The following is a 16,584-nucleotide window of genomic DNA, read 5'->3' as shown; positions in this document are numbered from 1 at the left end:
CGGAACGCTCTGTTCCGGCGCACGATAGGCAGGGGTGCCGGTGGGGTTCGGGAACAACCGGATGAACGAGGACTTTTTTCAGGGCGACACTTCGGCGGGCGGCGGCCGGGGGTCCTCAGTCATGCGACGGACTCGGCGGCCTCACGCTCGCCCGCGTCCTGCATGTCCACGGCATCCCGGCCACCGTCTACGAGGCGGAGCCCGCCCCGACCGCACGTGCCCAGGGCGGGATGCTCGACATCCACGAGGACAACGGCCGGCCGGCCCTCGCCGCGGCAGGCCTGACCGAGGAGTTCCGCGGCCTCGTGCTGGAAGGCCGCGAGGCGACACGGGTCCTCGCCCCGGACGGGAGCGTCCTGTTCGACGACAACAGCGCGCGGGGACGTCCCGAGGTGCTGCGCGGCGAACTGCGGCGGATCCTCCTCGACTCGCTCCCGGCAGGCACCGTCCGGTGGGGACACAAGGTCACCGGCGTCCGCGCGCTCGGCGAGGGCCGCCACGAGGTGACCTTCGCCGACGGCACCACTGTCATCACCGGCGTGCTGGTCGGCGCGGACGGCGCATGGTCACGGGTCCGGCCCCTGCTGTCCGACGCGGCACCCGAATACACCGGCAAGTCGTACGTCGAGACCTACCTGTACGACGCCGACAACCGCCACCCCGCGGTCGCGAAAGCGGTCGGCGGCGGATCCCTGTTCGCGCTCGCGCCGGGCAAGGGCATCCAGGCACACCGCGAGAGCGGCGGCACCCTCCACACCTACGTGGCGCTGTCCAGGCCGCGGGACTGGTTCGCCGGCATCGACTTCGCCGATTCCGCCACGGCGGCCCAGCGGGTCGCGCGGGAATTCGACGGCTGGGCCCCCGAACTCACCGCCCTGATCACCGACAGCGACACCCCGCTTGTCCTACGACCCCTCTACGCGCTCCCCATCTCGCACCGTTGGGACCGCGTTCCCGGCGTGACCCTGCTCGGTGACGCGGCCCACCTCTCGGCCCCGAACGGCGAAGGCGCCAACCTGGCCATGTACGACGGCGCCGAACTCGGCAAGGCCCTCGCTGCCCACCCCGACGACCCCGAAGCCGCTCTCACCGCATACGAGCGACCTCTCTTCCCCCGCAGCGCCGAGGCCGCGGCCGACGGCGCCGACCTCAACGAGGCGCTCTTCGGTGACAACGCGCCGCAGAGCCTGCTCGACATGTTCGCGGGAGGCGAGCAGACCCACTGAGGGAACTCGCTCACTTCGGCAGGTCGGGGCTGTCGAGATGGCGGTGCAGGAATGCGGTGACGATGTCCATGACGGTCGCGGACGACCAGGCAAGGGCGGCGTCCGAATCCGGGAGGACTCCGAGATCCCCGTGATGTGCCCCGGCCACGACATAGCGCGTGCTGTCCGCGCCGGCGGCGAGAAGAGCCTGGTGCACGTGCTGTGTCTGGGAGGAGGAGACGAGCATGTCGTCGCTGCCGTGGAGGAGGAGGAACGGCGGCGCCGAAGCCGTCACGTAGGTCGCGGGATCCGCGGCCCTCACCGCCTCGGGGATGTCCGAGAACAGCGCGCCCGCCTTGCCGACGTAGGCCGAGAAATGCGTGGCCGTGCGCTCGTAGTGGAGTCGCGCCGCCTCGTCGAAGTCGTCGGCGATCGCCGAGAACAGGGAGGTGCCGAAGGCGTCAACCACGGCTTGCGCAGCGCCTGTTGAGGAGGGGCCCGAGTCTCCGGAGAACTCGGGCAGGTCATTCGTGACACCCGTCAGTGCCGCCACATGACCCCCGGCGGACTCTCCCCAGAGGGCGACCGCACGCGGGTCGATGCCGAAGTCGTCCGCGTGCTGCCGCAGATGGGCGAGAGCGGCACGCACATCGTGGACGGAATCCAGGTAGGTGCCACCGTCCGGCGCGACGCGGTATTCCACACTGGCGACGACAAAGCCCGATTCGGCGACGTGACGACGCACGTCGAACGCCATCGCCTTGTTGCAGCGAAGGAACGCACCACCGGGAAGGAAGAGGACCAGCGGAAGCCGGTCTCCCGTCGCCGGCCGAAGAACGTCGGCTTTCAGATCGCGCGACTCCCCGTTGGGCAGTCCCACGCCGCTGAACGTGACGTCCGGGTGGCTTTCGATCTCGACCGTGCCAAGGGTCATCTGCGGACTCGCGCCGACATTCAGCAAGGTGCTGTCGGCGAGGTCCGGCGGGGCGATGGTGCTGGCCGCAGGCACGGGGAGCTTGGGAACGGACGGGATCTCAGGTTCCATATAGCGATCCTGTCACCGTCGTAAAAAAAACGTCAACGGACATGGAGAGGCTTCCTCCACTTCCGGCGGAGGAAGCCGTCGCCGTGTCGGAGGTGACCGGCTCCTTCCGTTGCCGCAGGGCGGTCCCGGGGTCTACGGCACCAGGACGATCCGGCCGCGCCGGCCGCCCCGGGCGAGCTGGGCGTGGGCTTCGGGTGCCTGGGACAGGGGGTAGGTCTGGGCCACGCGTGGTGTCAGGACGCCTACCTCGGCGAGGGCGGAGAGGTGGGCGAGGCGGGTGGGTTCGGGGCCTGCCATGGTGTTGTGTACGGTCACGCCCCGCTCCGGCGTCGGCAGTACGTCGACCCGCACGCTCACGAAGGTGCCGCCGTCGCGGACGGCCGCCAGCGCGGGTGCGCCCAGGGCCGCCGCGTCGAGGACGCCGTCCACGCCGTCCGGCACGAACCGGCGTACCGCGTCGCTCAGTTGCTCGTCCCGCGACACGAACCAGGTGGCACCGCGCTCGCGCAGGAACTCCTCGTCCTCGGGCCGCCCCTGCGCGACGATCCGCACACCCCGCGTCCGCGCCAACTCGACGGCGTAGCCGCCCACGGCCCCGGCGGCGCCCGTGATGAGCAGAGTGCCGCGAGGGCGCAGCGGGAGGTGGTCCAGGGCCATCGAGGCGGTCATCGCGTTGAGGGGGATGGTCGCCGCGAGCGTCAGGTCCATGCCCTCGGGGGCGGGGGCGATGGAGTTCAGGTCGGTCACCAGGTACTCGGCCTGGGCCTTGGTGGGGCGCAGTACGGGGGAGTGGAACACGATGACCGGCGTCCCGACCTCCAGGAGGACACCCGTACCGACCGCGTCGATCGTCCCGGCGGCGTCCAGGCCGAGCCCTGTGTATTCGACCTCGTCCATCGGGCCGAAGAACCCGCCCCACACAGCGGCGTCGGCGGGATTGAGCGCGGCGGCCGCGACCTTGACGCGGATCTCGAAGGGGCCCGGCTCCGGGAGGGGAACCTCCAGGACCTCGACGGCCTCGGGTCCACCGATCTTCTTGACGACTACAGCGCGCATGACGTCCGCCATTCAGTTTGCGTATCCGAACACCACAAACGCTAGGCGGGTAACGATCGATTAGTAAGTAGGCACTTTAAAGTGCGTTACGGCCCGCTGGGTGGGCCGGGCTGTCGCCTGTCGCCCGCCGTCACTGGTCGGTCTGCCGGGCGTCGTAGCGTCCGCGCGCCTCGTCGACCTCGTCGGTCTTCTCGGCGGCCCAGTCGCGCACCTGGGACAGCAGGCCGTACAGGCCCTGCCCGAGCGGGGTCAATTCGTAGTCGACGCGTACCGGCACGGTCGGCGTGACCGTCCGGGTCACCATGCCGTCGCGTTCGAGCATGCGCAGCGTCTGGGTGAGCATCTTCTGGCTGACGCCCGGGATCTCGCGGCTGATGTGGCTGTACCGCATCGGCTCGCCGTAGGACCCGAGGGTGCACATCGTCAGGCTGACCCAGCGGTTGCTGATCGTCGAGAGCAGGGCCACCGCGGGGCAGTCGTGCATGTACGCCTCGTACGTGCCGGGCTCGACCGGGCGTGCCTGCTTCTGCTTGGTGGCCATCTGGTTCTCCCGCCAGGAGTGCAACGCACTCAAGAGTGCCTACTTACCAATCGATCGTAACCCGCCTGGGGTTCGTCTCATGTGCGCGGTTCGAGGAGTTCGGCTTCGCGAACTGGCCATGCGCTTCGCCCCGCCGGTCGGGCGACCGGCGGGGCGAAGGAGCGTACTTGGGGACGGCGGCGACGGGCCGGTCGGATGTCAGGCGCAGAGGACGCGGGTCTCCGGGGTGTAGACCGGGCCGCCGCTGACGTTCGTCGAGTCGCTGAACTCGGAGTAGTAGTACGAGTAGAAGCCGATGTCGCCATTGCAACCCGAGTCGGCGGCGACCTGGAGGGTCAGGGTCACGGTCCGGCTCTGCCCGGGCGGGATGGTGGCACCGTAGTCCGGGCCGAGGTCGGTGGGCCCGACGCCGGTACAGGGGGTGCTGCCGGTGTCCGTGGTCAGCGCGCAGTCGGTGAAGCCGTACTTGAGGTCCGGCCGCTGGGTGGTCAGCCAGGTGGGCTCGATCGTCTGGTAGACGAACAGGACGTCGTAGGTCTTGTTGTTGGTCAGCGTCATCGAGAGTTTCACCGCGCCGCCGGGCGTCGTGGTGGCGGTGTCGGTGGCGAAGGTCAGGTCGGCGTCCGCCGCGCTCGCACTCGGGGCCAGTCCGAAGACGGCGAGGAGGAGACCGAGGACGGTGGCGAGACCCAGGCGTCTCATACGTGGTGATCGCATGGGCCGGGAGGCTAGGCGTGCCGCGCGCGAGCCGTCTGCCCCACGGGGAGGGGCCCGACGGTGGATCGGCTGAATGCGTTTCTCGTGTGACGGCGGTGCGGCGGGTGTGTGAAGTGATCACTCGGGTCGCGTACGCGCACTGCATGGAGTGGGCGTGTGGGGCGCGTGGGGGTGGTGGTGCGCCTGTTGGACGGGAGGCGCCGGGTACCGACATTGGCGCGATTCCTGATGCGTGGGATGCCGGGGCGGGTCCGTGGGCCGGGTGTTCTCGGGCATTCGTCGATTTCCGGCCTCACGGACGGAGGCGTTGATTAAAACGAACGATACGTTCGTCATCTCTCCTGAGGTTCGGTATAGTGAACGCATGGTTCATTCAATCGCGGCTTCTCGAGTGGGCGGGCAGATCAGCGCCTACCTCGACGACACCTACTTGGAGCAGGTCGACACGCGGGTGATCGCGGTCGGCGAGACGGACGGGGCGCCCTGGGCGGCCGTGGAGCACTGTCTGTTCCATCCGCAGGGCGGGGGACAGCCCGCCGATCGCGGGTGGTTGGGGGATGCGGCGATCGTTCCGGTCCGGGAGCGGGAGTCGGGGTTGGTGGTTGCTACGGCGGCTGAGGGCGGCGATCTTTCGGGCCTCGGTGTGGGGGAGCCGGTGCGGGCGCGGATCGATCTTCAGGTCCGCATGCTGCATGCCGCGCTGCACACGGCCGGGCATCTCGTCGAGGCGGTCGGGCGGACGCAGGGGTGGGAGATGGCCGGGAGCATCCACTTTCCCGGCCAGGCCCGGATCGAGTTCCAGGCGCCGGACGCGGACGCGCGGCTGGCCGACCCGGAAGGGCGGGAGGCTGTGACCGCCGAGCTGCGCGCCGCGGTGGCGGCCGCGGTCGCCGATGAACTGCCGGTCACCGCGCGGTACTTCGCCGACGGGCAACGCGTGGTGCGTCTCGGCGCGCTGCACTCCGCGCCGTGCGGCGGCACGCATGTGCGCAGCCTCGGGGACCTGGCCGACGTGGTGCTGCCGACGCTGAAGGTCAAGAAGGGCCGTGTCCGCGTGTCCTACACCGCGACCCACCGGAGCCTTCGATGACACCCCCGCCGTCCGGCCGCCGTCCGGTGAGCAGTACCGCGGCCGCGGTCGGCGCGAAGATCCGGCTGCGCCGTCAGCAGCGCGGGATGAGCGCCGCGGAGATGGCCCGACGGGCCGGGCTGAGCAAGGCCACCCTGTCGCAGCTGGAGGCCGGGAACGGCAATCCCACGATCGACACCCTGGACGCGATCGCCATCGCCCTGCGCATCCCGATCGCCGACCTGCTCGCGCGCGACGCCGACACCGGTCCGGTCTTCCGCCCGGGCACGGACATCGAACCCGGCGAAGTCTCCCGGGAGTTGCTACGCCGGATCAGCAGCGGCAACAGCCTGGAGATCTGGCGGCTGCGCATCCCGCCGGAGACGGAGCTGGCCGGCGTCCCGCACGCCACCGGCACGATCGAGCACCTGCTCATCGCCACCGGGCACGTCACCGCCGGTCCCGTCGACGCCCCGCAGGACCTGGGCCCCGGCGACATGCTCGCGTTCGCCGGAGACGCCCCGCACTTCTACCGGACCGGCGCCGAGGAGGTCGACATCACCGTCGTCTTCGCCTCTCCCATCAGCACCTGAGACGCCGTCAGCAGTGCCCGAGACCTCATCAACAGCCAAGACCTCAGCAGTACTTGAGACCGAGGAACCCCCGCTCATGAGCACCTCCGCCATCGCCACCACGCCCTCCAGCCGCGCCTTCATCAGCGACAACATGGCCGGAGCGTCCCCGGAGATAGCCCGCGCCGTCGCCGACGCGGCCGCCGGGCAGGTCCTGCCGTACGGCAACGACCCGTTCACCGACAGCGCCCGCCGCAGGCTCGGCGAGATCTTCGAACGGGACGTCCATGTCTTCCCCGTCTCCACCGGGTCGGCGGCCAACGGTCTGAGCCTGGCCGCCCTCACCCCGCCGTGGGGGAGCGTGCTGTCCCACCCGGACAGCCACATCAACACCGATGAATGCGGTGCGCCGGAGTTCTTCACCAACGGGGCCAAGCTCGTCGGCGTCCGGGGTGCCGACAGCAAGATCGACCCCGACGCGCTGCGGGCGGCGGTGCGTCGGCGGGCCGGTGACGTGCACAGCGTGCAGCCGTCCGCGGTGAGCATCAGCCAGGCCACCGAGAGCGGCAGCGTCTACACCCTGGAGGAGATCCGCGAACTGTCCGCCATCGCCAAGGACGCGGGCCTGCGGGTCCACATGGACGGGGCGCGCTTCGCCAACGCGCTGGTCCAACTCGGCGCCACACCGGCCGAGATGACGTGGAGGGCCGGCGTCGACGTGCTGTCCTTCGGCGCCACCAAGAACGGTGCGATGACCGCCGACGCCATCGTCTCCTTCGACCCCTCCCTCGCCGGTGAACTCGCCTTCCGCGCCAAGCGCGCCGGCCAGCTCGCCTCCAAGATGCGCTTCAACACGGCTCAGATCGACGCCTACCTCACCGACGATCTCTGGCTGCGCAACGCCCGCCAGGCCAACGCGATGGCCACCCGCCTCGGCGACGGCCTCAAGTCCATCGCCGGGGCAGGCCTGTTGGCCACCCCGCAGGCCAACATCCTCTTCTGCCGCCTGCCCCAGCCGGTCACCGAAGGCCTCCTCGCCGAGGGCTACGCCTTTTACCACGACCGGTGGGAGCCGGGCATCGTCCGCTTCGTCACCGCGTTCTCGCACAGCGCCGACGACATCGACCACCTGCTGGACGCGGTCCGCCGCCACACCCACTGACGGGTGTCGCCGCGGACCACGTGCCGACCGATGCTCAATTCGGCGCCGAGAAAGGTGAGTTGGCCGCCGGGAGAGCCGGGGCGTGTCGTCAGGCGGTGACGAGCGGCTGGTGCGGCGGCGCGAGCGTCGGGCGGGTCTCGTGGAGGTTCCTGGTGACCTCGGTGAGGTCGGCGATGAACATGCCCGCGAGTTCGGCGGTGAACCCGGTGCGCACCACCAGACGCAGGACGGAGACGTCCTGGCAGGGCGCGGGGAAGCTGTAGGCGGGCAGGTGCCAGCCGCGCGCCCGCATCGCGTGGGAGACGTCGAACACCGTGAAGCCCTGCGTGCCGGGCGTCAACCGGAAGGCGAACGCCGGGAGTTCGGAGCCGTCGGTGATCAACTCGTAGGGCGCGATGGTCTCGATGCGCGCGGCGAGCGCACGGGCCGTGGAGCGGCTCTGCGACGCCAGATTGCGCAGCCCTTCGACGCCGTAGCGGAGGAAGCTGTAGTACTGCGCGACGACATGCGCGCCCGGGCGGGAGAAGTTGAGGGTGAAGCTGGGGGAGCTGCCGCCGAGGTAGTCGACCTCGAACACCAGGTCGTCGGGAAGGGCTTCGGCGTTTCGCCACAGCGCCCAGCCCAGGCCGGGGAAGACGTGGCCGTACTTGTGCCCCGAGGTGTTGATGGAGGCGACGCGTTCGAGCTGGAAGTCCCACATCAGGCCCGGGTCGAGGAACGGGGCGACCATCGCGCCGGACGCGCCGTCGACATGTACGGGGATGTCGGTGCCGGTGGCGGCCTGGTAGCCGTCCAGGGCCATGCAGATGTCGGCGACGGGCTCGTAGGAACCGTCGAACGTCGACCCGAGGATCGTCACCACGCCGATGGTGTTGTCGTCGCAGTACGCGGTGAGCGTGTCGGCGGTGAGGTGGTAGCGGCCCGGCTCCATCGGGACGTAACGCGGCTCCACCTCGAAGTAGTTGGCGAACTTCTTCCAGCACACCTGGACGTTCGCGCCCATCACGATGTTCGGGCGTGAGGTGTCCTTGCCCTGGGCGCGGCGGCGTTCCTGCCAGCGGCGCTTGAGCGCGAGCCCGCCGAGCATGGCGGCCTCGCTGGAGCCGGTGGTCGAGCAGCCGCGGACCTGCTCGGCGTGCGGCGCGTGCCAGAGCCGGGCGAGCATCCGTACGCAGCGCTCCTCCATCGCCGTGATCTGCGGGTACTCGGCGCGGTCGGCGAGGTTCTTCTCGGCGGTCTCCGCCATCAACTCCCTTGCCTGCGGCTCCATCCAGGTCGTCACGAAGGTGGCGAGGTTGAGGCGCGCGTTGCCGTCGAGCATCAGCTCGTCGCGTACGCGGCGGCAGACCAGGTCGGGCTCCGACGCGAACTCGGGCAGCTCGTCGACGGGCTGGAGGAGGTCGGCGGCCGGCGGGAGACCGCCGGTGCGGGAGACGGTCAGGGTGTCGAACTCGGCTTCGGGCATGACGTCGGTATGCGGGATGGGCATGAGTGTCTGGATGCCTTTCTGGTCCGTGCGGCCCCGTGCACTCCGACGCTAGATCGCCGAGCGGTGCGGCGTATGTGCCGATTACACCGATCCAGTGATCGATTTGCGGACTGATGAACTGGATTTTCCCTTGTACATACTGGGCATTACTTTTCGCGGGGCTGGTCCTGCTTTCCGGTGGGGCTCTGACCTGGCCCGTTCAGCGTGATGTCGTCGGCGTGGTACGTGCCCTGCGCGTACCAGCCGTGCACATAGACGGTCGCGCTGGTCTGGGACGCGCCGGTGGTGAAGGAGACGGTCAGCGGGCTGTAGGCGGAGGGGGAATTGGTCCAGGTCGACTTCCCGCCGGTCACGCCCAGGTAGACGTAGGAGCCGCGGACCCAGCCGCTGAGCGAGTAGGTGGTGTCCGGCCGTACCGCGACGGTCTGTTCGCACTGCGCTGTGTCGCTCGAACTGACCGTCCCCTGAAGGGCTTTGGAGCCCGTGTGGACGGGGGAGGCGACGATGGAGCCCGGGTTGCCCGCGCAGCTCCATGGCGAGACGCTGCCCGACTCGAAGCCGGGGTTGGTCAGCACGTCGGCCGCACCGGCCACGCTCGGGGCGGCCGACGTAGGAGCGGCCGAGGCGCTTGCCGGGGGTGTGGCCGGGGTGGCCTCGGTGGGGCTGGGGAGCAGGAGCGAGCAGCCGAATCCGGCGACGGCCGCCGCGACGACCGCGATCACCACGGCCGCGCGGCGCTGCCCGGATCCCAGGCGCGGGCGGTCCACGGAGCGCGGCGGCCGGACGTCGCCACCGTGTGCGGGGAGTTCCTCCGTCCTGCCGCCGGGGACGGGCGGGAGTTCCTCCGTATCGCCTGTGTCGCCGCCTGTCGGCGTGCGCGGGGCGGGTACGACCTCGGTCGTGTGGGTGCGGTAGTCCTTGTCCTGGCGTATCTCGTCCAGCAGTTGGGCCAGTGCGTCGGTGCGGCGCGGGCGCACCACGTGGATGGGTTCCAGCGCGATGCGGTCGTCCGGTGCGCCGGACGCGGGAGGTGTGGACACGGTGCTCTCCTTCCGTCCCGTGGCAGGGAGCGGATCTGTCCTCGCGGAATGGATACGCACCGCTTGCTCTGGAGGTTCAGAGGGCGCACCGCAAGCTCCAGGGGAGGTCGGTCCGGCAGAAGCGCACGGCTCGTACGCGGGGGACCGGCCTGCTTCCCTCCCGGTCGGCCACGTCTGATCCCGAGGCCCGCCTGGACGATCTGCTTGTGTACGGAGCGCAGTCGGCCGGCTGGGCACCATGCGGCCTCAACGGCGGTCGGCGGACCGTTCGCCGGCGGGAACCTCGCGGCCGTCGTTCCCTCCGGCTCCAGGGGGGAGGCAGCCCAACCTCAGCCCGACCGCGGGTCGACATGGATCTTCGGCCCCGGCCCGGCTCCGGCCGGACGCTCACCGGCGAGGACGGGCCCGACCGCTTCCAGGCCGACGGTCGCGGCGACCAGCGGTCTCGGGTCGACGGAGCCGTCGGCGTACGCGCGGATGGTGTCGTCGAGGCCGGGGGAGGCGGACAGGATGCCGACCGCGGTCACGTCCTTGAGCACGAGCGTGCGGGTGTCGATCCTGCTGGGCGCACCGGCCAGCCCCACATACACGAGCCGTCCGCCCGGCTCGACCAACCGCACTGCCATGTCCGGCAGTTGGACGGCGTTGGAGGCGTCGACGATCGCGTCGAACGGCAGGTCCGGGAGCGACTCCTCCGTCCACATGTGGGCGAAACCCAACTCGCGGGCGAAGGCGGGGGAGTTGTCGCCGCGGCCCATCAGGTGCACCTCGGCGCCCGCGGCCCGCAGGAACATCGCGACGAGCAGCCCGATGGTCCCGGGACCCAGGACCAGCGCCCGGTCGCCGGGCCCGACCGCGGCGGCCCGTGCCGCCCGCAGCGCGTTGCCGCCCGGCTCCACCAGCGCGCCCAGCACGGCGTCCACGGAGTCGGGCAGGACGTGCAACGACGAGACGGGCACGGCGAGTTGCTCCGCGAGGGCGCCGGCCCTCTCCCCGCGTATGCCCACCTCCTGCCGCTTCTCGCACACGTGCTGGTGCCCCCGGCGGCAGCGGCGGCAGGCACCGCAGCCGAGCATGGTGTCACCCATGACCCGCCGCCCCACCCACACCGGGTCGACCCCGGTGCCCACCGCCGCGACCCGGCCGGACCACTCGTGCCCGAGCCGCATCGGGTAGGAGGAGTGCCCCTGATGGAGGTAGGCCATCGCCCCGGTGCAGAACTCCACATCGGTGCCGCACACGCCGACCCGTTCCACGTCGACGACGGCCTCACCGGGCGAGGCCACCGGCACCGGGACCTCATGGACGGCGTACTGTCCGGGGGCGGTCAGCACGAAGGCACGCATCAGGTGCACGGGTCGCTCTCCAGGTCTCCGGCGTCGGGTCGGCGGGGCTTCATGAGTGCGGTTCGCCCAGCGGTCCGAGCACGGCACGGAACTCGTCGAGGGCGTCGAGCAGGACGGACAGAGGTGTCCGGTAGGCCAGCGCGCTGACGCTCACCGCACCGGAGGGCTTCGTGGGAGAGGTCGCGTACACCGGCAGGGCAAGGCAGTTGACCCCGACCTCGTTCTCCTGGTCGTCGCAGGCGAAGCCCCGGGCGCGAACGGAGCTCAGGTCCCGGTACAAGTCGTCGGCGGCGCACAGGGTTTGGGGTGTACGGCGTTCGAGCGGTGAGTCGCCGATCCAGGCCCCGACGTCTTCGAGGGTGCCCAACTCGTGGGCCAGCAGCAGCTTTCCGACGCCGGTGGCGTGCGCGGGATTGCGGCCGCCCACGGTCGAGGTCAGCCGGACGGCACCGGCCGGCGGGTCGACCTTGGCCCGGTAGACGACCTCGCGCCCGTCCAGGACCGCGTAGTGCGCGGTCTCGCCGAACCGAGCCGCCAACGCGTCCAGCAGCGGCCGTAGCCGGACGTGTTCGGGACGGGCCTCGTGGTGGGCGAAGGCCATGCGGAGGAACTCGTCGCCCAGGACGTAGCGGCCGCGGTCGTCCTGGGTGGCGAGACCGGCCCGGCGCAGCGCGCCCAGCGCCCGGTGCACGGTCGGCTTGGGGCTGCCGATCACGCGGGTCAGTTCGTCGAGGCCCACTCCCCGAGGAAAGCCGGAGAGCTCTTTGAGGACGGCGAGGACCCGGTCGGCACCCACAAGTCGGCTGCCGTCGGGCCCTGTTGGACCCTCGTCGCCGAGGTCTGTCGGTGCGTGGTGCGGCTGCGTATCCTCCATGGCGTTCCAGAGATTAGACCGTCGTGTCGATTGTCGGAAGGCGCCCCATGGTGAGTCTCCGCAGTGCGCAGTGGTACGAGGGCCAGGACCGCAACGCCTACATCCACCGGGCGTGGATGCGACGCGGTGTTCCGGACAGCGCCTTCACCGGACGCCCGCAGATCGCCATCGCCAACACCGCCTCGGACCTGACCCCTTGTAACGCGCACCTGAATGAGGTGGCCGCCTCGGTGCGCAACGGGGTGTACGAGGCGGGCGGTGTCCCGCTGGACCTGCCCGTGGTGTCGCTGGGGGAGACCCAGGTGCGGCCCACGGCGATGCTCTGGCGGAACATGGCGGCGATGGCCACGGAGGAGATGCTGCGGGCCAACCCCCTTGACGGTGTTGTCCTGTTGGGCGGCTGCGACAAGACGATCCCCTCGCTGCTGATGGCCGCCGCGTCGGTGGACCTGCCCGCTGTCGTGGTGCCCGGGGGACCGATGCTGACCGGGACCTTCCGCGGTGCGCCGCTGGGCTGCGGCACCGACGTGTGGCGGCTGTCGGAGGAGGTCCGGGCCGGCACGCTCTCCCAGGAGGACTTCACCCGGTCCGAGTCGTCGATGATCCGCAGCCGGGGGCACTGCAACACGATGGGCACGGCGTCGACGATGGCCGTCGTGGCGGAGGCCCTGGGCACGGTCGTCCCCGGGGTGGCGGGCACCCCCGCCGTCGACAGCCGGCTGCCGGCGGCCGCCCATGAGACCGGCCGGCTGGTGGTGGACATGGTGGCGGAGGACCGGCGCCCCAGCACCTTCCTCTCCAAGGCGTCCTTCCACAACGCGATCGTCGCGCTGGCCGCGGTCGGCGGGTCGACCAACGCGGTCGTCCACCTGCTCGCGATCGCCGGACGGCTCGGCGTCGACCTGACCCTCGACGACTTCGACCGCATCGGCTCGCGCGTGCCGGTCCTCGTGGACCTTCAGCCGGCCGGCCGCTTCCTCATGGACGACCTCCACCGCGCCGGAGGCCTGCTCGCCGTGTTGCGCGAGGTCCGCGACCTGCTCGACCCGGACGCCCTGACCGTCACGGGCGAGCCCCTGGTCACCTACCTTGACGACGCCCCGATCTGGGACCCCGAGGTGATCCGCACCCGCGCCGAACCGCTCGTCGCCGAGGGCGGCATCGCCGTACTGCGCGGAAACCTCGCCCCCTCCGGGGCACTCGTCAAACCCGCGGCGGCCTCGGCCCACCTGCTGCGGCACCGTGGCCGGGCGGTGGTCTTCGACAGCATCGAGGACTTCCACGCCCGCGTCGACGACCCGGACCTCGACGTCGACGCCGACTCGGTCCTCGTCCTGCGCGGCTGCGGCCCCAAGGGGTATCCCGGCATGCCCGAGGTCTCGAACATGCCGTTGCCGAAGAAGCTCCTCGAACAGGGTGTCCGGGACATGGTCCGCGTCTGCGACGGCCGGATGAGCGGCACGGCGTACGGCACGGTCGTCCTGCACGTGGCGCCGGAGGCCGCGGCCGGCGGACCGCTCGGCCTCGTGCGCACCGGCGACTTCATCATCCTGGACGTGGCGGCCCGCCGCCTCGACGTCGACGTACCGGACGCCGAACTGGCGCGCAGGACACCCGACTTGGCCACCGTCACCGGCTTCGCCGCACCGAAGCGCGGCTGGGAACGGCTCTACGTGGACCACGTGCTGCAGGCCGACACCGGCGCCGACCTCGACTTCCTCGTCGGATCCAGCGGGTCGGAGGTCAGCCGTGAATCGCACTGACACGACGTCCCGTCAGCGGTGGCGGGTCCGCTGAGCGGAACAGGGGGCGACGGGGCGCTGTCGGCGGAACACGCTGTCCACGAAAGAGGCGATATCGGGTTCCGGTCGACAAGTCATGGGAGTCACGACGATGAAGGTGCGAAACAGGATCACTGTTCTGGCAGCGACGTTCGTGAGCTGCGCGGGCATGGTCACGCTGGCGACGGGGGCGAGTGCCGCCGCGCCGACCGCGGACTCGACGCCGGGCGTCTCCGCCCGCGTCGCGGCGGCGGCGGCCGCGAGCAGCTATCACACGATCAAGAACATGGCCTACGCCCAATGCGTGGACGCGCCGGGCGGGGTACTCAACGTCAGACTCCAGCTGGCCAACTGCAACGGTTCCAGCACCCAGAACTGGGCGTTCGTCTCGACCGGCGCTGCGGACACCTACTACCTCGTGAATCAGGCGAGCGGGTACTGCGCCGAGGTCAACAACGGCACCAGCGTTCCAGGAGAGGCCGTCGACGAGTACCTCTGCGACGGGCTGGCGTCGGAACAGTGGGTCGAGACCGCCGCGATCGTCGACCAGAAGGTCGGCGCGAAGTTCAGGCACGCGGGCACCAGTCTGTGCCTCGACACGGTCAGCAGCACCGGCAGCCAGCTCATGCAATGGAGTTGCGACGACGCGCACCCGGCCGCGGCCCAGGTGTGGACCGTGAGCTAGGCCGTTGCCGACAGGCCTGCCGAGCACCGTTCGGCAGGCCTGATCAGGCGAACGCGGTTCGCTCCGGTCGGCTCAGCCGACAAACGCTTTGCCCGTGCCCCGTCCCGTGCCGGAAAGTTCTCGGCGTGGCGGACATGGAACCCAGCGAAGAAGAGACACCGGACGGCCTGTTGGGCTGGTGCCTGGTGGCCAACGTGGCGCGGGAGACCGCGCACGGCGAGGCCGGCCTGGAAATCCAGCACGGCACGAAGCACTTCCGCACAGGTGCCCTGCTGTGGATCCCGCCCGTCGTCTGGGACCCCGGCTGGGGTCGCTGGCCCGCGGTGGGCCGGCACCGGGGGAACAGCCGCCGGTACGTCACCATGGTCGTGCGTGCGGACGATCTGGAGAACTTCCGGGTCAAGGGTGTCTACAGCGAGGCACTCGTCCGCGGCCTCAACGGCTACCGGCACGACCCGGCCGCTCCGCGCACCCTGCAGAACCCGTGGACGCGCGAGCGGGCCCAGAGCTGGGCGGACGGCCGGAACAGCAACCGGGTGCCGCTCTTCATCGAGGGCCACCCCTACGCCCACCCGAGGATGTCCGTCCCCAACCCGCCGCCGGCCGAACTCGAGATCGACGGTGAGACGCTCCACCTCGCGCACTTCGGCACCAGGGGAGCCCGCTACAGCCGTACGCCCCCGCCGGTGGAATGGACTCCCGAGCCCTGAACGGGACGTTCGAAAGCCCCGCCACGGTCCGCGCCGGCGCGGAGCCGGCCGAGGTTTCCCGCCGGGCCGGGAACAGTGTGGAGCTGTCCTGTCCCCGTCCGCGGAGTGTCACCAAGGCCGGCGCAGCGCGGCATCAGTACTGCTCGGTCTCCACGAAACCGGCGTCCACGTCGTCGTCGGCACCGTAGGTGTCGGCGGCGGCGGAGAGGTTCAGTCCGGGAGGGCTGTCCTTCAGGCCGAGGCCCATGCCGGCCAGCTTCTCCTTGACCTCGTCGATGGACTTCGCACCGAAGTTGCGGATGTCCATCAGGTCGGCCTCGGAACGCGCCAGGAGCTCGCCCACCGAGTGGACGCCCTCGCGCTTGAGGCAGTTGTACGACCGAACGGTGAGCTCCAGCTCCTCGATCGGCAGGGCGAGATCGGCGGCAAGGGCGGCGTCCGTGGGGGACGGGCCCATGTCGATGCCCTCTGCGTCGATGTTGAGCTCACGCGCCAGACCGAACAGCTCCACCAGGGTCTTTCCGGCGGACGCCATGGCGTCACGGGGACGCATGGCCTGCTTGGTCTCGACGTCGACGATCAGCTTGTCGAAGTCGGTGCGCTGCTCGACACGGGTCGCCTCGACCTTGTACGTGACCTTGAGCACGGGCGAGTAGATCGAGTCGACCGGGATACGCCCGATCTCCTGACCGACCTGCTTGTTCTGCACGGCGGAGACGTAACCGCGACCGCGCTCGACGGTCAGCTCCATCTCCAGCTTGCCCTTGCCGTTGAGCGTGGCGAGGACGAGATCGGGGTTGTGCACCTCGACACCGGCCGGGGGCGCGATGTCGGCGGCGGTGACCAGACCCGGACCCTGCTTGCGCAGGTACATCACGACAGGCTCGTCCTGCTCACTGCTGACGACGAGCTGCTTGATGTTGAGGATCAGGTCGGTGACGTCCTCCTTGACGCCCGGCACGGTGGTGAACTCGTGCAGCACTCCGTCGATGCGGATGGACGTGACCGCCGCACCCGGGATCGAGGAGAGGAGCGTACGGCGCAGGGAGTTGCCAAGGGTGTAGCCGAAGCCCGGCTCCAGCGGCTCGATCACGAACCGGGAGCGGAACTCGTCGACGACCTCTTCGGTCAACGAGGGGCGCTGAGCGATCAGCATGCGGTGTTGCCTCCAGTGGTTTGGCGCCCGCTATGTGACGCCGTAGACACCACGAAGCCTACGGGGCGGTACGGGCGATACGGTCTTCGCCGTGGCCGAACCGCCCGTCTCCCCGACCCGGCGGGGAGACTTTGGG

14 protein-coding genes and 2 pseudogenes are annotated in these 16,584 nt (G+C 70.4%); 7 read left to right on the top strand and 9 right to left on the bottom strand.

Translation table 11 applies throughout. The features are described 5' to 3' along the window. Positions 1–128 precede the first annotated feature (128 nt). A pseudogene (locus R2B38_RS47655) lies at positions 129–1,226 on the top strand (FAD-dependent oxidoreductase); the annotation flags it as partial. 10 nt (positions 1,227–1,236) lie between these two features. On the opposite strand, the gene R2B38_RS47650 reads toward R2B38_RS47655, so the two are convergent. The 4 genes from R2B38_RS47650 to R2B38_RS47635 all read right to left on the bottom strand — a co-directional run bounded on the left by R2B38_RS47650 (position 1,237) and on the right by R2B38_RS47635 (position 4,549). Then, the gene (locus R2B38_RS47650; RefSeq protein ID WP_318022447.1) at positions 1,237–2,250 is read right to left on the bottom strand and encodes an alpha/beta hydrolase; all 1,014 of its coding nucleotides are present in this window, start codon (positions 2,248–2,250) and stop codon (positions 1,237–1,239) included. A gap of 132 nt (positions 2,251–2,382) precedes the next feature. Then, positions 2,383–3,306: an NADP-dependent oxidoreductase gene (locus R2B38_RS47645; protein WP_318022446.1), complete on the bottom strand. Its 924-nt coding sequence runs from the start codon at positions 3,304–3,306 to the stop codon at positions 2,383–2,385. Between the two features lie 130 nt (positions 3,307–3,436). Beyond that, positions 3,437–3,847: a winged helix-turn-helix transcriptional regulator gene (locus tag R2B38_RS47640; RefSeq protein ID WP_318022445.1), complete on the bottom strand. Its 411-nt coding sequence runs from the start codon at positions 3,845–3,847 to the stop codon at positions 3,437–3,439. A gap of 198 nt (positions 3,848–4,045) precedes the next feature. Further along, positions 4,046–4,549, bottom strand: a complete 504-nt coding sequence (locus R2B38_RS47635; protein WP_318022444.1) for a hypothetical protein — start codon at positions 4,547–4,549, stop codon at positions 4,046–4,048. Positions 4,550–4,928: 379 nt separating this feature from the next. Between R2B38_RS47635 and R2B38_RS47630 the strand changes: the two genes are divergently transcribed. From R2B38_RS47630 to R2B38_RS47620, 3 genes are all read left to right on the top strand, one after another. Further along, positions 4,929–5,654 (top strand): metal-dependent hydrolase, encoded by a 726-nt coding sequence (locus tag R2B38_RS47630; RefSeq protein ID WP_318022443.1) that lies wholly within the window; start codon positions 4,929–4,931, stop codon positions 5,652–5,654. Beyond that, positions 5,651–6,226: a helix-turn-helix domain-containing protein gene (locus R2B38_RS47625; RefSeq protein WP_033280946.1), complete on the top strand. Its 576-nt coding sequence runs from the start codon at positions 5,651–5,653 to the stop codon at positions 6,224–6,226. The genes R2B38_RS47630 and R2B38_RS47625 overlap by 4 nt, the downstream gene beginning before the upstream one ends. Before the next feature lie 76 nt (positions 6,227–6,302). After that, positions 6,303–7,367: a low specificity L-threonine aldolase gene (locus R2B38_RS47620; RefSeq protein WP_318022442.1), complete on the top strand. Its 1,065-nt coding sequence runs from the start codon at positions 6,303–6,305 to the stop codon at positions 7,365–7,367. Between the two features lie 88 nt (positions 7,368–7,455). Here the strand turns inward: R2B38_RS47620 and R2B38_RS47615 are convergent, their stop codons facing one another. From R2B38_RS47615 to R2B38_RS47600, 4 genes and pseudogenes are all read right to left on the bottom strand, one after another. Continuing rightward, positions 7,456–8,856, bottom strand: a complete 1,401-nt coding sequence (locus tag R2B38_RS47615; protein ID WP_318022441.1) for a glutamate decarboxylase — start codon at positions 8,854–8,856, stop codon at positions 7,456–7,458. A gap of 161 nt (positions 8,857–9,017) precedes the next feature. Further along, a pseudogene (locus tag R2B38_RS47610) lies at positions 9,018–9,530 on the bottom strand (carbohydrate binding domain-containing protein); the annotation flags it as partial. Between the two features lie 695 nt (positions 9,531–10,225). Then, positions 10,226–11,242, bottom strand: a complete 1,017-nt coding sequence (locus R2B38_RS47605) for a zinc-dependent alcohol dehydrogenase (protein WP_318023083.1) — start codon at positions 11,240–11,242, stop codon at positions 10,226–10,228. A 49-nt stretch (positions 11,243–11,291) separates the two neighbouring features. After that, positions 11,292–12,116, bottom strand: a complete 825-nt coding sequence (locus tag R2B38_RS47600) for an IclR family transcriptional regulator (RefSeq protein WP_318022440.1) — start codon at positions 12,114–12,116, stop codon at positions 11,292–11,294. 50 nt (positions 12,117–12,166) lie between these two features. Between R2B38_RS47600 and R2B38_RS47595 the strand changes: the two genes are divergently transcribed. The 3 genes from R2B38_RS47595 to R2B38_RS47585 all read left to right on the top strand — a co-directional run bounded on the left by R2B38_RS47595 (position 12,167) and on the right by R2B38_RS47585 (position 15,292). After that, complete coding sequence (locus R2B38_RS47595; protein WP_318022439.1) at positions 12,167–13,879, top strand: IlvD/Edd family dehydratase; 1,713 nt, start codon at positions 12,167–12,169, stop codon at positions 13,877–13,879. Between the two features lie 130 nt (positions 13,880–14,009). Further along, positions 14,010–14,582 carry an RICIN domain-containing protein gene (locus R2B38_RS47590; protein ID WP_318022438.1) on the top strand — a complete coding sequence of 191 codons (573 nt, stop codon included), beginning with the start codon at positions 14,010–14,012 and terminating at the stop codon, positions 14,580–14,582. Positions 14,583–14,716: 134 nt separating this feature from the next. Next, a complete protein-coding gene (locus tag R2B38_RS47585) occupies positions 14,717–15,292 on the top strand; it encodes a hypothetical protein (RefSeq protein ID WP_318023082.1) in 576 nt (191 codons plus the stop codon). 133 nt (positions 15,293–15,425) lie between these two features. Here the strand turns inward: R2B38_RS47585 and R2B38_RS47580 are convergent, their stop codons facing one another. Next, complete coding sequence (locus tag R2B38_RS47580) at positions 15,426–16,448, bottom strand: DNA-directed RNA polymerase subunit alpha (RefSeq protein WP_033280953.1); 1,023 nt, start codon at positions 16,446–16,448, stop codon at positions 15,426–15,428. Between the last annotated feature and the right edge of the window lie 136 nt (positions 16,449–16,584).

The organism is Streptomyces sp. N50 (assembly GCF_033335955.1).
Lineage (GTDB): Bacteria > Actinomycetota > Actinomycetes > Streptomycetales > Streptomycetaceae > Streptomyces.
Note: the sequence above shows the minus strand (reverse complement) of the source record. Positions and strands in the feature narration are given on the sequence as shown.

Excerpts from the sequence above, each read along its gene's own strand:
- R2B38_RS47650 (WP_318022447.1), bottom strand. The coding sequence starts at position 2,250 with ATGGAACCTGAGATCCCGTCCGTTCCCAAGCTCCCCGTGCCTGCGGCC.
- R2B38_RS47645 (WP_318022446.1), bottom strand. The coding sequence starts at position 3,306 with ATGCGCGCTGTAGTCGTCAAGAAGATCGGTGGACCCGAGGCCGTCGAG.
- R2B38_RS47640 (WP_318022445.1), bottom strand. The coding sequence starts at position 3,847 with ATGGCCACCAAGCAGAAGCAGGCACGCCCGGTCGAGCCCGGCACGTAC.
- R2B38_RS47635 (WP_318022444.1), bottom strand. The coding sequence starts at position 4,549 with ATGAGACGCCTGGGTCTCGCCACCGTCCTCGGTCTCCTCCTCGCCGTC.
- R2B38_RS47630 (WP_318022443.1), top strand. The coding sequence starts at position 4,929 with ATGGTTCATTCAATCGCGGCTTCTCGAGTGGGCGGGCAGATCAGCGCC.
- R2B38_RS47625 (WP_033280946.1), top strand. The coding sequence starts at position 5,651 with ATGACACCCCCGCCGTCCGGCCGCCGTCCGGTGAGCAGTACCGCGGCC.
- R2B38_RS47620 (WP_318022442.1), top strand. The coding sequence starts at position 6,303 with ATGAGCACCTCCGCCATCGCCACCACGCCCTCCAGCCGCGCCTTCATC.
- R2B38_RS47615 (WP_318022441.1), bottom strand. The coding sequence starts at position 8,856 with ATGCCCATCCCGCATACCGACGTCATGCCCGAAGCCGAGTTCGACACC.
- R2B38_RS47605 (WP_318023083.1), bottom strand. The coding sequence starts at position 11,242 with ATGCGTGCCTTCGTGCTGACCGCCCCCGGACAGTACGCCGTCCATGAG.
- R2B38_RS47600 (WP_318022440.1), bottom strand. The coding sequence starts at position 12,116 with ATGGAGGATACGCAGCCGCACCACGCACCGACAGACCTCGGCGACGAG.
- R2B38_RS47590 (WP_318022438.1), top strand. The coding sequence starts at position 14,010 with ATGAAGGTGCGAAACAGGATCACTGTTCTGGCAGCGACGTTCGTGAGC.
- R2B38_RS47585 (WP_318023082.1), top strand. The coding sequence starts at position 14,717 with ATGGAACCCAGCGAAGAAGAGACACCGGACGGCCTGTTGGGCTGGTGC.
- R2B38_RS47580 (WP_033280953.1), bottom strand. The coding sequence starts at position 16,448 with ATGCTGATCGCTCAGCGCCCCTCGTTGACCGAAGAGGTCGTCGACGAG.